Annotated in this window: 11 protein-coding genes; 3 read left to right on the top strand and 8 right to left on the bottom strand. The window is 63.5% G+C overall.

Annotation, left to right across the window (positions count from 1 at the left end):
- Nucleotides 1-79 precede the first annotated feature (79 nt).
- The 3 genes from HDG39_RS04580 to HDG39_RS04570 all read right to left on the bottom strand — a co-directional run bounded on the left by HDG39_RS04580 (nucleotide 80) and on the right by HDG39_RS04570 (nucleotide 6260).
- Nucleotides 80-2533: a glycosyltransferase family 4 protein gene (locus HDG39_RS04580; RefSeq protein WP_184003609.1), complete on the bottom strand. Its 2454-nt coding sequence runs from the start codon at nucleotides 2531-2533 to the stop codon at nucleotides 80-82.
- Nucleotides 2530-3996 carry a flippase gene (locus HDG39_RS04575; RefSeq protein WP_184003607.1) on the bottom strand — a complete coding sequence of 489 codons (1467 nt, stop codon included), beginning with the start codon at nucleotides 3994-3996 and terminating at the stop codon, nucleotides 2530-2532. Before HDG39_RS04575 ends, HDG39_RS04580 begins: the two co-directional genes overlap by 4 nt.
- A 62-nt stretch (nucleotides 3997-4058) precedes the next feature.
- Nucleotides 4059-6260 carry an NHL repeat-containing protein gene (locus HDG39_RS04570; protein ID WP_184003604.1) on the bottom strand — a complete coding sequence of 734 codons (2202 nt, stop codon included), beginning with the start codon at nucleotides 6258-6260 and terminating at the stop codon, nucleotides 4059-4061.
- A gap of 558 nt (nucleotides 6261-6818) precedes the next feature.
- On the opposite strand from HDG39_RS04570, the gene HDG39_RS04565 reads away from it, so the two are divergent.
- From HDG39_RS04565 to gmd, 3 genes are read left to right on the top strand one after another with little or no spacing between them, the layout of a single operon-like run.
- Complete coding sequence (locus HDG39_RS04565; RefSeq protein WP_184003603.1) at nucleotides 6819-7901, top strand: acyltransferase family protein; 1083 nt, start codon at nucleotides 6819-6821, stop codon at nucleotides 7899-7901.
- Complete coding sequence (locus tag HDG39_RS04560) at nucleotides 7898-8647, top strand: SGNH/GDSL hydrolase family protein (RefSeq protein WP_184003601.1); 750 nt, start codon at nucleotides 7898-7900, stop codon at nucleotides 8645-8647. The genes HDG39_RS04565 and HDG39_RS04560 overlap by 4 nt, the downstream gene beginning before the upstream one ends.
- A 55-nt stretch (nucleotides 8648-8702) precedes the next feature.
- Entirely contained in the window at nucleotides 8703-9746 is a 1044-nt protein-coding gene (gene gmd / locus HDG39_RS04555) for a GDP-mannose 4,6-dehydratase (RefSeq protein WP_018418018.1), read from the top strand.
- Nucleotides 9747-9788: 42 nt separating this feature from the next.
- On the opposite strand, the gene HDG39_RS04550 is transcribed toward gmd, so the two are convergent.
- The 5 genes from HDG39_RS04550 to HDG39_RS04530 are packed head-to-tail and all read right to left on the bottom strand — an operon-like array spanning nucleotide 9789 to nucleotide 14883.
- Entirely contained in the window at nucleotides 9789-10154 is a 366-nt protein-coding gene (locus HDG39_RS04550; RefSeq protein ID WP_018418019.1) for a response regulator, read from the bottom strand.
- 31 nt (nucleotides 10155-10185) lie between these two features.
- Nucleotides 10186-11172 (bottom strand): chemotaxis protein CheX, encoded by a 987-nt coding sequence (locus HDG39_RS04545; RefSeq protein WP_184003599.1) that lies wholly within the window; start codon nucleotides 11170-11172, stop codon nucleotides 10186-10188.
- A 28-nt stretch (nucleotides 11173-11200) separates the two neighbouring features.
- Nucleotides 11201-11740: a hypothetical protein gene (locus HDG39_RS04540; RefSeq protein WP_184003597.1), complete on the bottom strand. Its 540-nt coding sequence runs from the start codon at nucleotides 11738-11740 to the stop codon at nucleotides 11201-11203.
- A complete protein-coding gene (locus HDG39_RS35595; protein ID WP_184003595.1) occupies nucleotides 11737-12468 on the bottom strand; it encodes a methyl-accepting chemotaxis protein in 732 nt (243 codons plus the stop codon). The genes HDG39_RS04540 and HDG39_RS35595 overlap by 4 nt, the downstream gene beginning before the upstream one ends.
- A gap of 36 nt (nucleotides 12469-12504) precedes the next feature.
- The gene (locus HDG39_RS04530) at nucleotides 12505-14883 is read right to left on the bottom strand and encodes an ATP-binding protein (protein ID WP_184003593.1); all 2379 of its coding nucleotides are present in this window, start codon (nucleotides 14881-14883) and stop codon (nucleotides 12505-12507) included.
- Between the last annotated feature and the right edge of the window lie 33 nt (nucleotides 14884-14916).

The raw sequence follows: 14916 nt of genomic DNA, 5'->3' as shown, positions 1-14916 counted from the left end.
AAGCCCTTCGACTTTCGCTCCGCCACGCCAAGCAAGGACTGGCCAAGCCCTTGTCTACCCTCGCGTAAAAATCACCTCGTCACCGCGCTGCCACGCCGGTCAGAATCCTCGCGACCCCATCCACATAGCTGCGCGTGCCGAAGCGCACCTGCGCGGTCCGATAGCCGTTCTCGACCAGTTTGTCGCGCAAGTCGCCGTTCGAACGCAATTCGGCGAGCGTATCGGCGAGCGCATGCGCATCGCCCGGCGTACACAGCACGCCGTTCTCGTAGTCGTCGATGATTTCGAGCACGCCGCCGGCGCGCGACGCCACGACCGGCCGCTGCGCGAGCATCCCCTCGACGATCACGCGGCCGAACGGCTCCGGGGTGATCGACGTATGCACAACCGTATCGACCGCGCACATGCAGGCCGGAATATCGTGCTGGAAGCCGAGAAAATGCACCCGCTCGCCAAGCTTGTGCGCGGCGACGAAGGCGCGTAGTTCGCTCTCGTACTGGTCCTCGCCGAACAGCGCCGCGCCGACCAGCACCGCATGCATCTGCGGATTGAGCACCATCGCTTCGAGCAGCACATGTTGTCCCTTCCAACGCGCAAGCCGGCTGAACGAGCCGACGAGAAACGCGTCGCGCGGCAGATTCAGGCGCTCGCGCAGCACCGCTTGCGGCACCGTGCGCAATGCGTCGAACGGTTCCGCGGCGATCCCGTTGAACACGACGTCGATGCGCTTGCTGTCGAACCGCGTGAGCTTCGCGAACGCCTGCGCCGAGGCAGCCGAATTGGCGATCACATGCGTGAGGCCGAGCCGCGCGCACCACTTGATGATCGCAAGCTGCTTGCCGCCGAAATGCTCGGCGCTGACGATGTCGCGCAAATGCCAGACCACCGGCCGTCTCGCGAGCTTGCCGGCCACGGCGCCGATCACCATCGCACGCTGCGTGTTCGCGTAAATCACATCCACCTTGCGCGCGCGTTTCGCGGTGGCAAGCACGAGTGAGATGAGCCCCTTCAACGCCTGACCTTTCGGCAGCGAACCGCCCTGCTTGCGCACATTTTTCAGCGCGCCGGCATCGAGCACAGTGACCTCGACGCCGGTTTTCGCGAGTGCGGTGTTGAACGGCCCGTCGTCGAACAGCACGACCTCGATGCGCGAGCGCAGCGCCTTGACGATTTCGAGCAGCGACAGTTCGGCGCCGCCGAGCACGCCGCTCTGATCGACGGCAAGAATGCGCGGCACGTTCGCGGCGCCCTGCACGGCCGGCCGATACGGCGTATAGGCCGGCAGCGTCGCCGTGCGCAACGCGGGCACCGCCGCGCGCACCTGCGAGAAAAAGCGCTCGCGGAAATGCGCGGCCGAAAACTGCTCGGCGTTGCCGCGGCAATTCTCCGGCAGGAACCGGTGCCCAAGCTCGTCGAAACGATTCACGGCAGAGATGATCGAGTCGGTATCCTGCTCATCGAAGAACATGCCGGTCGGCTTCGGTTCGGACAGATCGCGCACGGTTTCGAGCGCCCCTCCCTTGCCGTACGCGATCACCGGCGTGCCGCAAGCCTGCGCCTCGACCACCGAAATGCCGAAGTCCTCTTCGGCCGCGAACACGAATGCCTTCGCGCGGCTCATGCGGTCCTTCAGCACCTCGAACGGTTGATAGCCCATGATCTCGACGTTCGGCCCCGCCTTCGCGCGGATCTTCGCCATGTCGGGTCCGTCGCCGATCACGACGAGCTTGCGCTCGGGCATCCGCGCGAACGCCTCGACGATCAGATCGATTTTCTTGTACGGCACCATGCGCGACGCGGTCAGATAAAAGTCTTCCTTCTCCGTGCACAGCGTGAACGCCTCGACATCAACCGGCGGGAAGATCACTTGCGCGTCGCGCTGATACACCTTCTTGATGCGTCGCGCGATGAACGCCGAGTTCGCGACGAAGCCGTCGACCGAGTTGGACGTGCGGATATCCCAGTTGCGCATGTAATGCAGAATCAGCCGCGCCAGCGCCGACTTCGGGCCGTTGGTCAGCTTCGACTGCCGCAGATACTGATGCTGCAAATCCCACGCATAGCGGATCGGCGAATGCACGTAGCTGATATGCACCTGATCGGGACCGGTGAGGATGCCCTTGGCGACCGCGTGACTGCTCGAGATCACGACGTCGTACGCCGACACGTCGAGCTGCTCGATCGCGAGCGGCATCAGCGGCAGATACGAGCGGTACTTGCTGCGCGCGAGCGGCAACTTCTGGATGAACGACGTCGTCACCGGCTTGCCGCGTAGGAAGCTGCGATCGTCGAGAAAGTCCACGAGGCTGAACAGGTCCGCATCGGGAAAGCACGCGATGATCTGCTCGAGCACTTTCTCCGCGCCCGCGTAGGTGACGAGCCAGTCGTGCACGATCGCGATGCGCACGTTTTTGCTCGCGCGCGGCGCGGTACGGCGCGGTGCCGGCTGGATGTTGGGCACGCTCGTCAGTTCGTCGAGCGCGCTGCGCGTCGCGGGCCTCAACAGGTCTTTTTCAAGGACGTCTTGATTCATGCGCTTTTCCTCGGATTCAGTCGCAATAGCAGTGAACGCGCAAGATTGCGCAAGGCGGGCGTCATCGTGATCGACCACGCGACGTTCGCGCCGACCATCAGCACACCGGCGGCGATCGCGAGCGCGAGGCTCGGCAGGAAGCTGGCGAGCCACAGGCTGGCGAGCAGGAAGGCGAGATGGGCGAGCATGTCGAGCACGATCTGGCGCGCGCGGATCGCGGCGAAACGCAGCAGCACCGCGTAGTCGAACAGCGCGCGGGCGCCGACCGCGACCGCCGCGCCCGTCAGCCCGAAATGCGTGATACCGAGCCACAACGCGCCGGCGAAAAGCGGCAACTCGACGAGGCCGATGCGCGCGGCGGTGGCTGGATTGACCTGTGACTGAATCAGGATGCGCGTCACGTTCGCCTGGCCGACGAGCCACACGGCGACGATCATGATGCGGCCCACGGGCGCCGCGACCGTCGCGATCTCGTTGCCGACCCACAGATGCAGGAACGGTTCGAGCACCAGCATCGCGATGAGCGCGACCGGCGTGAACACGCCGTTCAGAAATTCGAGCGATTGCTGCGTGATCGTGTCGGCGTCGGCGCGGCCGACTGCGGAAAGCCGCGGAAACAGCGTGCGTACCAGCGCGGTCGGCACGATGTTCAGACGCGTGACGAGGTTCTGCGGCACCGTGTAGTACGTGACGAAACGCGCGCCGAGCCGTGAACCGAGCATGACGCGATCGAGCGAATCGGCGACCATCGTCGTCACGCTCGCGATCAGCATCCAGCCGCCGAAGTTGAACAGCCCCTTTGCGACGCCGAGCCGCGGCGGCTGAATGCTGCGTATTTCAAGCACTTTCAGCGCGTAGCGGCCGAGCAGCAACGCCGCGAGAATCCGCGCGACGACTGCCGCGGCGAGTACGTTCTGCAAAGTCGCGCCGAGCCACCACGCGGCACCGAGCGGCAGCAGCTGGAACAGGAACGTGCCGATCGTCTGGTTCGTGTTGTAGACGCCGAAGCGTTCCGCGCCATTGATCGCGCCCGCGAACACCCACGACACGTTCGCGATCGGAATCGCGACCGCGAGCCACGGCAGCGCCATATAGACTTCGTGCTGCAGCTCGGGCGATACCTTCGTGAAATACGCGGTGTACAGGAACGCGCCGAAGTAGATGATCAGACCGCCCGCCACGCCGGTCGTCAGATTGAGCCACGTCGCGCTCCAGAACACGCGCGCGCTTTCCTGCTGGTCGCCCGACGCGCGCGCCTTCGAAATATGGTTCTGCGCGGCCATGCTCATGCCGAGATCGAGAATCCCGAAGTAGCCGATCAGCGTCCACACCAGACTGATCACACCGTAGCGCTCGACCCCGAGCAGCCGGATATACGACGGCACGGTCACGAGCGACACGAACGTCGGCAGCACGAGCCCGAAAAAGTTGATCGCCACGTTCCTGAGAATGCCTTTGTCCATCGAATCCCTTCGGTTTTGCGGTTAGATTGCGTGCGGGGCCGCGTCAGCGAGGCCAACGCACCTCAAGGCTTCCAGCGATACATCAGCACCTTGCCGCGCGCGTCTTCCTCGACGAACACCAGGTACTCGCCATCGCCGCGCTTCGTCGCGCTGATACCGTTCGGCACGTCGACCCAACCCGACGCGCGGCCCACTTCGGGGCCCGGCCGGATCACGCCGAGTTCCTTGCCGCTGTCCTTGTCCCACACGTGCACCGCGCCGACCGGCTCGACGCCGAACACGTATTGCCCCTCGACCGTGACGCCGATAATGGTCGCGATGGGCTTGCTCTGCGTCTGCCACGGCAGCGTGATCGCGTAGCGCTGCACCGGTTTGCCGCTCGACCACTTGTCATAGCGCACCAGCACGCGCCCCACTTCCTTCCAGAAGCCCTGCGCGGTCGGCATATCGGCCGTATAGCCGCTCACGTACATCGTGTCGGTGTCCGATTCATAGATCGCGCGATGCAGTTCGCTGAACGGTGCCGGCACCGGGTACTGCGTCAGGTTCGAGTACGAGTAGACCGGGTTGCCCTTCGCATCGAGTCCGCCGAAACGGAAGCGATAGATGCCCTTCGTATCCCGGGTCCGCCAGATGTCGCCGGCCATATCGACCCACCAGCCCCAGCCGCCCGCGAGCTTCGTGCCGCTCGTGTTCAGCGTGTATTCGTCGCGATCGAAGCGCCCGTCGCCATTCGTGTCGCGCCAGATCCAGTCACCGCCCGGCGGTGCATTCGGCACCTTCGCGACCGCGCGCTCGCGACCTGCGATAAATCCCGAGGGAATCGCGGTCTCGCCGTCATGCTGCGGATCGAAGCGATAGATCTTCAGATGATCCGCATACATGTCGGTCAGATAGAGGAACGTGTGCTCCTTCAACCGCCGCGCGATCGGCAGACCCGGATACTGGTCGGTATGGAACACCGGATCGTCCGGGTACTTGAACCGATTCGACAGGAACCCCGCGTATTTCCAGTCCTGTCCAGACGGCTTCGACAAATCGAGTTCGAAGCGCTTGTTGCCGGTATAGACGCTGTCGGGCCGGGCCGGATCGATCCATGCGCCGTCGACGAACAGCAGTCCCTCGACCTGCCAGTTGCGCTTGCCGTTCGGCGCATAGCTTTCGAGCGTCGCGCCGAGGCCCGCGCCGATCGGCTCGTAACGCGGACCGATGCCATTGGTCGACACGTACACGTTGCCGCGCGCATCGACACCCACGCCGGTCAACCCGTTGAATCGCGACGGTCCGGGCTTGCCCGCAACGCCACTGAAAATGCCGCCGCGCTCGCCGAGCGTGCCCGACTCCGTGTAGCGGCCGTCGCGCTTCGTGAAGAACAGCACCTGCTGGCGCGGACCGTTATCGGCGATCAGGAGGTGGCCTTGCGCATCGACGGCGAGGCCGACCGCGACCGTATCGGCCGGCAGCGTGATGGTCTCGTCGATGCGCTGACCGGTCGCCGTGTAATGCCCGATACCCGGCGCGCGATCGCCGCGCGTGCCGCTGAGCACCCATAGCGTGCCGTCGCGCGCGAGCGCGATACGTCCAGGCTCGTGGACGTTCCACGTCGCTTTCTGCTGCATCGATTCGGCATCGTAGACTTCGATGCGATTGCGCGCGGTATTGGCCGCGAACAGCGTCGTGTCGTTCGCGGCTAGCCCGCCGATCTCGGCGTTCGTGCCGGTCGGCACTTCGTTCATCATCAGAAAGCCGGCAGCAAGCTGCGCGTGCGGGTCCGCGTTTTTAGCCGCGGGCTGAAACGGTGCCACGCGCTTCGGCTCGTCGATCAGGCGCCGCGAGATACCAAACCATTGCTTACCCTTGTCCGGCCACACGCCCGGCTCGACCAGGCGTCCCTTTTCATTGCCGACCGCGATCGCGACGAACGCATACTTCCGGTTGACCGCGATCGCATTGCCGCCGGCGTTGCCCCAGCCATGCGTGCCGCCCGCGAAGCCGAGCATCTTGCCGTCCTGATAGACGCTCGCTTCAGCGCCGCTTTCGTCCCACGGCGCGTTCGTATACACCTTGCCGTCGGGCGTGACCGCGATCGCGGTGATATCGATCTGCGTCCATGTGCCGTCACCAAAGCCGAAACTGTTGCCGATCCATGAGGTCTTTGCGTTCAAAGCGGTTTCGGCGCGAGCCTGCAGACTGGCCGATGCGGCGACGACGCCGGCAGCGCAGGCTGTCAGGGCGAACCAGCTTTTGAACGTGATACGGCGCAAGGCGGAACCTCCAGTCGATGTCCGGTCAACGCGATGCACGCGGACCTGCGCCCGCTCGGGGCGAAATTCAGTGATGTGGCAAAGCGAAACGAAGCGCAACCGATTGAAGCGCGGTGCCTGAAGGCAGCCGTCCGCACGACTAAGTTACGCGGAAAAAATGTGGTGACGAAAATCGAAAATAATTCAAAAATATTTGTCCGCTTATACGTCACAAAAATAAACGCTTTTAAAAATAGATAAAAGCGCAAGCTTCGCCGTCAGTCGCCTCTGTCGCGATAATCCCCCGTTTCTACCGATGTGATATTACGCAATGCGCATTTATTACGGATTGCCCGATGCTCACCACATAAACATATAAATCTTTCGAGAATTGCCAAAGAAATACCCTGTTTCAATCTGATTCAATTAGCCCATTCCAACGGCTTTTTTCTCGAGTTTCTTTTCCCTAGAATCGATTGCACTTCAGTTGCGACGCGAAGCGCGCGCCCGTTCGCTGGCAATCCGTGGCGAACCGCGCGGCCCTTCGCCCGGCTCATCCGCTTACACCATGGACGGTTCATGACAGCCAGCGCATTGCCCCTCGCGCCCTCCCATTCCCGCATCGTGCAGCTCGACGGTCTGCGCGCGATCGCCGTGCTCGCGGTGTTCGCGCAGCACGCGTTGAAAGCGCCGCTATGGATGGGCGTCGATCTGTTCTTCGTTTTGAGCGGCTTTCTGATCAGCGGCATCCTGCTCGATCGCAAGTCGCGTCAGCAGTCGTATTTCAGCTATTTTTATGCACGGCGAGCGCGCCGCATCCTGCCGCCGTACCTGCTGCTGATGGCCGTGTCGTCGCTGATGTTCGGCCTCGCGTGGGCGCAGCACTGGTACTGGTACGCGTTCTTCGCGACCAATATCGGCGATGCGCTCAATCAAAGCGGTCATGACAGCCTCAACGTGCTGTGGTCGCTCGCGGTCGAGGAGCAGTTTTATATCTTCTGGCCGTTCGTGATCCTGCTCGTGCCCGAGCGTCTGCTTGGGCTGGTGGCGGCCGCGCTGATCGTGCTGGTGCCGCTGCTGCGCGCGCTCGCGACGCCGTGGTTCGATTCGTTCTGGCCGATCTACTACCTGACGCCGTTCCGCATGGATCTGCTCGCGGCCGGCGCGCTGCTCGCGGTTGCCGTGCGGCGCGACCGCAATGCGCTCGAACCGTTCAAGGGACTCGCGGTGCTGGGCGCTCTGGCCGCGCTCGCGGTGCTGGCATGGCTGCATCTGCACTACCCGCGTTTTCGCGCGGCGAATACGCCGTTGTCGAATGCGGGGCTGTATAGCGTGTCGCTGGTGCTGTGTACGTCGATCGTCGTGATCGCGCTGCAGAGCAAGGGCATCGTGAAGCGGCTGTTGTGCAATCGCGTGCTCGTTTATATCGGCACCGTCAGCTACACGATCTACCTGATCCACCTGAGCGTGCTGTACATGGTGTGGCCGCTGCATCTGAATCGCTATCTGAGCGCCGCGATCGCGCTCGCGATCACGCTCGTGTACGCGAGCATCACGTGGTTCGCATTCGAGAAGCGCCTGATTTTCGGCGCGCGCGGGTCGGGAGCGACGACCGGCGCCGGCGCCCACGTTGCGCGGCAAGCACCGCAAGGCCGCGCATGAACCGCCCGGCTGTGGTTGCTGCCCACATGCTGGGTGTCGTGTCGGCGCTGATGCTGATCGCGCCGACAACGAGCGCGGCCGTGGCCGAGCCGGCAGTGTCATCGCCGACGCAACTGCTGATCGACGCCTACGGCGACTCGACCACGCTCGGCATCACCTGCAGCGATGGCCACTGCGGCCCGCAAGCCAGCAACGCCGTCACGTATCTGCAGCAAGCGTTGCAGGCGCATGACGGCGAGCGCGTGCGCGTCACGAACTACGGCGTCGGCGGCACGATGGCCTGGCAGTTGCGCGACGGCACCGGCAATCGTCGCGCGGGGCCGACGGCGGGACTGCCGTGGCGCGAACGTCTCGCCGCCTCGCCCGCGCGGATCGTGTTGATCAACTACGGCATCAACGAAGTGATGCACAACCAGACGCCCGAGCAGTTCTACGCGGACGAGACGTCGCTCGTGCAAACCGCGCGAGCGCTCGGCAAGGAGCCTGTTTTGCAGACCTCGAACCCGATGCCCGATAACCGGCTCAACGCCCGGCTCGCCGCGATGATAGCGATGACGCGACGCGTCGCCGCCGAACAGCAGGTGCCGCTCGTCGATCAATACGCGTATGTGAGCAGCCTGCCCGACTGGAAGTCGCTGATGTCGGACGGCGCGCATCCAAAGCCGGAGCTGTACCGGCTGAAGGCCGAACAGGATTATCGGGTCGTCGAACCGTTGGTGCGGCGGCTGCTGGACGACGCGCATTGAGCCTGGCCCTTAGGCGCGTCCCGTGCTTTTTTATTCACAAACTAGAAGGCAAGCTATGAGTCAACCTCGCAAAGCGATCATCACCGGCGTATCCGGACAGGACGGCGCCTATCTGACCCGGCTGCTGCTCGACAAGGGCTATCACGTGACCGGCACCTACCGGCGCACGAGTTCGGTCAACTTCTGGCGCATGCGTGAGCTTGGCGTGCTCGATCATCCGAATCTGCGTCTCGTCGAACACGACCTCACCGACCTCGGCTCGACGCTGCGCCTGCTCGACGGCACGCAGGTCGACGAGCTGTACAACCTCGCCGCGCAGAGCTTCGTCGGCGTGTCGTTCGACCAGCCGGTGACCACCGCTGAAGTGACCGGCGTCGGGGCGCTGAATCTGCTCGAAGGCCTGCGTACCCTGAGCCCGAAGACACGCTTCTACCAGGCGTCGACCTCCGAGATGTTCGGCCTCGTGCAGGCGGTGCCGCAACGCGAAAGCACGTCGTTCTATCCGCGCAGCCCGTATGGTGTCGCGAAGCTGTTCGCGCACTGGTCGACGATCAACTATCGCGAGTCGTACGACCTGTTCGCGAGCAGCGGCATTCTGTTCAATCACGAATCGCCGCTACGCGGCCGCGAATTCGTCACGCGCAAGATCACCGACACGGTCGCGAAGATCAAGCTCGGCAAGCAGGACGTGCTCGAACTCGGCAATCTGAGCGCGCAGCGCGACTGGGGCTTCGCACTCGAATACGTCGAGGGCATGTGGCGCATGCTGCAGGCCGACGCGCCCGACACCTTCGTGCTCGCGACCGGCCGCACCGAAACGGTTCGCGATTTCGTGCGCATGGCGTTCACGGCGGCCGGCTATCAGCTGGAATGGTCGGGCAAGGACGAGCGCGAGACCGGCATCGACGTCGCGACCGGCAAGACGCTCGTGCGCGTCAATCCGAAGTTCTATCGGCCGGCCGAAGTGGACCTGCTGATCGGCTGCGCGGACAAGGCGCGCGACACGCTCGGCTGGCAACCGCAAACCTCGCTCGAACAGCTGTGCCAGATGATGGTGCAGGCGGACATCGCGCGCAACGAGCACCACGAGACGTTCTAACACGGCATCCGTGTGCGGCGGCGCTCGCCGCACACGGCCCCGTCAACCGGCCAGTTTCCGGAACGTCTCCAGCACCGCATCGCCCTTGAACGGCTTGACGATCCAGCCCTTCACGCCGGCGGCCTTGCCGCGCTCCTTCATCGCGGGGCTGCTTTCGGTCGTCAGCATGATCACGTTGACGGTCTTGTTCGCGAGTTCGCCGCGGATTTTTTCGACCATCGTCAGGCCGTCCATGTTCGGCATGTTCACGTCGCTGACGATCAGGCGGATATTCGAATCCGTTTTCAGCTTCGCAAGGCCGTCCTTGCCGTCGATGGCCGTCGCGACGTCGAGACCGTTTTTCGCCAGAAAACCCGCGACTTCATCGCGTACCGTGCTCGAATCGTCCACCACCAGAATCTTTGCCATAACCATTCCCTTGCGTCACCGACGCGTCGTATCAAAACAGATCGAGTTCACCGGACTCGACGAGATCGTCGACATCCATCGCGTTTTCAGAAAAATCTTCGGGTGACCAGCTCAGGTTGAAAACGAAGCGCTGGTCGATCGACACCGACTGTCCGCTCGCGGCGTCGCTCAATCGATATTGAAACCGCAACTGCGGATTGTCCGAGCCGAACGAGATGTAGCGATGCTTGTGATTGACCAGTAGCGGCACCTGCACCTGCACCTCACTTGCTTCGCGAGCGTTCTGCTGACCGAGGAAGCGGTCCTTGAACGCCCCCCAGATCAGATTGGTCAATTCGCCGAGCACGCCGTTCAGATCGCGAAAGCCCGATTGCCCCGCTCCCATGCCGGGCTCGCGTGCGGCGCGATCGCGATCGATCATGCCGAGCAGCGGCTCCTCTTCGGCCTGCATCAACATATAGCCGCGACACCAGTTGCCTTCGAGCGGAATCAGGCTGAAGACCTCGCCGAAGATGATTCGATCGCGCACGATACTGGGCGTGTCGCGTTGCACCGTGACGCCGTCGAACAACGTGGCGAGCCGCGCTTCCGTGATCTCCGCGATACCGCGCACGAGCGCGTTCGGGAAGTCGAGGCTGAAGATGTACCGATCGACGGCTTCGCGCAGCGCCGTCAGATCGGCGGCATTGAAATGCGCGCATGCCGCGTTCGTCAACGGCTTCGGAAGCCGTTCGAGCGGCGCGTTGCCGCTCGAACGCAGGATCACCGGCAGTTCGGGGCGCAAGGCATTGATGCGCGCGGCGGTCGTAGCGGCCTGCTCGACCGAGCCCCCGTAGTTATCCGCCAGCAGAACGCCGCCGAGATCGATATTGGTGGCCAGTACCGAGCCGAGGCGGTTGCTGTCGCGCACCTTCAGTGCGATCAGGTTGTGTTCGTCGAAAAAAAGCTTCAGCGCTTGCGCGTGTGCCGGACAGTCGTCGAGCACGAGCAGCTTGCTGACGGGCTTGCTGGTATTCATCGTGTTTCAGTCTGCGAATGCAGTGTTGCTAGAAAAGTTCGAGTTCGCCTTCAGCCTCGTCGGCCGTGGCGAGTTCAGCCTTGAAATCGAGGGGCGCCTGCGCGCATAGACATAGCGTGACACCCAGCCGGGCCGCACCGCCGATCGTCAGCTCGTACGCCCACACGTGATCGGGCCGTAACTCGTCCAGATACTCGATACAGGCGCTGTTCAACTCATACGGCGTCGACATGCCAAGATCGGGGAAATGATTGACCAGTTGCTGGTTCATGTAGCCGCAGCACAGGTTGCCGAGTTCCATCAGCGTTTCCGACAGCGAACGCGTCGTGTCGCCGCTGGCGTAGTAGGCGTGCGTCGCGTCGTCCTTACCGAAATGCAGCACGAACAGCAGCCGAAAGCCGATCGACGAGATCGTCAACGCCATCGCGCAAGGTCCGGCCGGATGATCGCGATCCCACCTCGGCACCGCCGTGATCTCGCACGAGTCGCCTGGCGTCGCGGGCAATCTCGCGCGAGCCGCGTGACAGAAGATGTCCGCGATGCTTTGCTTCGCCTGATCGGTAATCACGCTGCGGCCTGCTCGAGCCGGGATTGGAACTGGGTCGCCAGCACTTCGACGCCGCCGAGCGACGCCGTGATCATCTTGCCGCCGGCCTGGATGTCCTGGAACGTCGCCGCCGTCGTCAGGTCGTTGCGATGCAGGCTCTCGCGATAGCTCTTCGACAACTCCTGCGAGCGCGACGCCAGCGAGCGCACTTCGCCCGCGACGATCGAAAAGCCGCGACCTGCGGTGCCGGCGCGCGCCGCTTCGATCGACGCATTCAGCGAAACGATCAGCACGTGCTGCACGATCGACGACAGCTCCTGGTTCTTGTTGTGCATGTCGCGGTTCTGCGACATCAGCGAAATCATCTGCTCGTGCCAACGCTCGAACGTGATGGTCAGCGTCTTCAGACGGCCCGCCTCGTGCGCGATCCGCGTCGCATGCTGCAGCCATTCGTCGCTTCGCGAACTCGCGGCGTCGAGCGACGCCTGCAACGCTTCGCGATCGTGCGCGCACTGCCCGGCTTGCGCGCGCAGATCGGCGAGCATCGACTCCAGTGCGGCGCGCTCGCTGTTGGCCTGCTCGCCGAGCCGGACCGCCGCGTCGAGTTGCTGCTCGAGGGCCTGCCGCGCGAGCGCGTCGACACGCTGCGCTTGCTCACCCGCGCGAAGCTTCCGCCGATAAAAAATTCTCGTCACGAGTGCGCAGAGAATACCGCCAACGCCTGCGGCCAAAAAATAACTTTCAAGCACAACCTGCTCCCATCGCTTCGTTCAATCCACAGGCCGTCAGCCTGCTACCGCGTCCGCGTCACGCTCGCGCGCTGCATCGGCGGACGCGTCGAGACTGTCCACCGCCCAGTCCTCGGGGAACGACACGACGGTCTGAAAGCGGCGATAGTCCGCGCCGCGACGATCGTCGGTGAAACGCAATTCGATGCGGCCATGCTCGCGCCGCACGAAATCGCGCACGGCATCCATGCCGACGCCGCGGCCCGAAATCTCGCTGACGGTCTGCGCGGTCGAGAAGCCGGAACGGAAAATCATCTCGGCAATCGCTTCGTCGCTGAGCGCGGCATCGGCGTCGATCCAGCCGCGTTCGATCGCGGCCCCACGGATTTTCGCGAGCGCGAGGCCGCGGCCGTCGTCGCTGATGGTGATCTGCAGCGCGTGATGGTCGACGCCCACTTCCAGTTCGATGACGCCGGCCGCGTCCTTGCCGTTCGCGACACGCTCGGCGGCAGGTTCGATGCCGTGGTCGACCGAGTTGCGCAGCAGGTGCGTGAACACATTGCGCAGCGTATGGCTGGCCTCGCTGCGCACGCGGTAGCCGTTGTTGTCGATGCTGACGACTGGCGCTTCCTTGCCGAGTTCGGCCGCCAGAGACGGCAGCGAGTCGAGCACGCCCGCGAGCGCTTCGTAGATCGATTCGGTGCCCAACAGACGCAGTTCGCGCTGCAACGATTCGCGCATCGACACGAGCGCTTCCCGGTCGGCCGGATCGGCGCTTTCGAGCAGATCCAGCTGCTTCTGGATCAACTCACGATCGACCATCAGGTAGCGATCCACCGCGCCGCTCTGGCCCGGCCCCTTGCGGCCGAGGCTCACTTCGTTGATCGTCGCGTAGGTTTCGAGCGCGGCCTTCACGCGCTGCAGATCCTCGATCAGAAGCTGCTGGTCCCACGCTTCGCTGCTGTCAGCGCGGCGCAATGCGTCGTAGCGCTGTTCAGTTTCGTGGACGATGCCGGTCAGGTGCTGAAGGCTGTACGTGCGCGCATTGCCCTTGACGGTGTGCATGTTGCGGAACAGCTCGGCGACGGCTTCGTGACTCGGCTCGTGATGCTGACGGATGATCCGTTCGTTCTCGCTGATGAAGCCCGTCGCGCTTTCGACGAAGTGATGGAACTTCTCCTGACTCACCGCGAGAATCTCGCCGATCATTTCCAGCCGGCGCTTCTGTTCGCCGGCCTCGGCGGCGAGCGCGCGCAGTTCGGTCACGTCGCGCACGCACAGCATCAAACGCAGCACGACGTCGTGTTCGTCGGTGATCGCCGACCAGCTCAGGTCGAGCGTCTTCACGCGGCCATCGGCCATCGGCTTGGCGATCTCGTTGACGAGCAGGTGCTGATTGAACTCGAAGTTCATGCTGTCTTCACCGATGCATGCCTGCAGCGCCGCCTCGATCTGTGAGAGCGCATCGCTGTTGATATCGGTGCCGCCGAACACGAGATCGAGCAACGGACGGCCCGCAATCTCGCGCGTCTCGAAGATGGCCTCGAGATACGCGGAGTACTCCGGATGCACGACCACGCCTTCGACCACCGTCAGAATCCCCTGCTGCATGTTTTGCAGCATCGCCTGGATATCGGCGGTCTTCTGCTTCAGTTGCAGCGAGCTTTGCTGGATCTTCTCGATCATGCCGTTGAACGCGACGATCGAATGACCGATCTCGTCCATGCGTCCGACCGGCACGCGGCGCGTGAAGTCCTGGCTCGCCGCGATCTCGCTCATCTCCACCTGCATGCGGCTCAGCGGCCGGGTGATCTGGCGATACAGCAGTGCGCTGATCAGCAACAGCACGACGATGGCCGCGCCGGTCGCGGCGCCGATCGCCGTCGTCGTGGTGGCGAGCGCGCCGTTCAGTTCGTCGATCGCGGCGTCTTTCTGGCGGTTCTTTTCGATCCGCAGCGTCTCCACGATGCCTTCGAGTTCATCGCGGTATTGCGCGACGTTCGCGAACAGATAGGCCTGCGCCAGTTCGTTCTTGCCGTCGGCCTTCATCTTCGCGGTGTCGTTGACCGCGTTGAAATAATTCGCGAGGCTGTCGCGCGCCTGGCTCACGAGCCCGGTTTGGGCCTGACCTTGCGCGGCCTTCGCCTGCACGTCGAGCGCCGCCTGCAACGACGCTTCCTTGCTCTTCAGCAGGTCTTGAGCCTGCGAGACCATGTTCGCGTCAGGCGCATAGACGAGCGTCATCATCGCGAGCTGCACGTCCTTGACCTGCGATACGAGGTCTGCCGACGCGAGCGCGCTCGGCACGACGCCCTGGGTAACCTGCCTGACGTTGGCGGCGCTGTTGCGGGTCTGAAGCACAGCGTATCCCCCGATGGCGGATAGCGCGACAAGCATCAGAATGACGAGAAGCGTGATGCGGTGGCGGATGGTCATCTGAGAATCCCCGAGATCAGAAAATACAAGGTC

It is taken from the genome of Paraburkholderia lebeckiae, assembly GCF_014201005.1.
GTDB classification, from domain to species: domain Bacteria; phylum Pseudomonadota; class Gammaproteobacteria; order Burkholderiales; family Burkholderiaceae; genus Paraburkholderia; species Paraburkholderia tuberum.
This window is presented reverse-complemented; position numbering and strand designations above follow the sequence as displayed.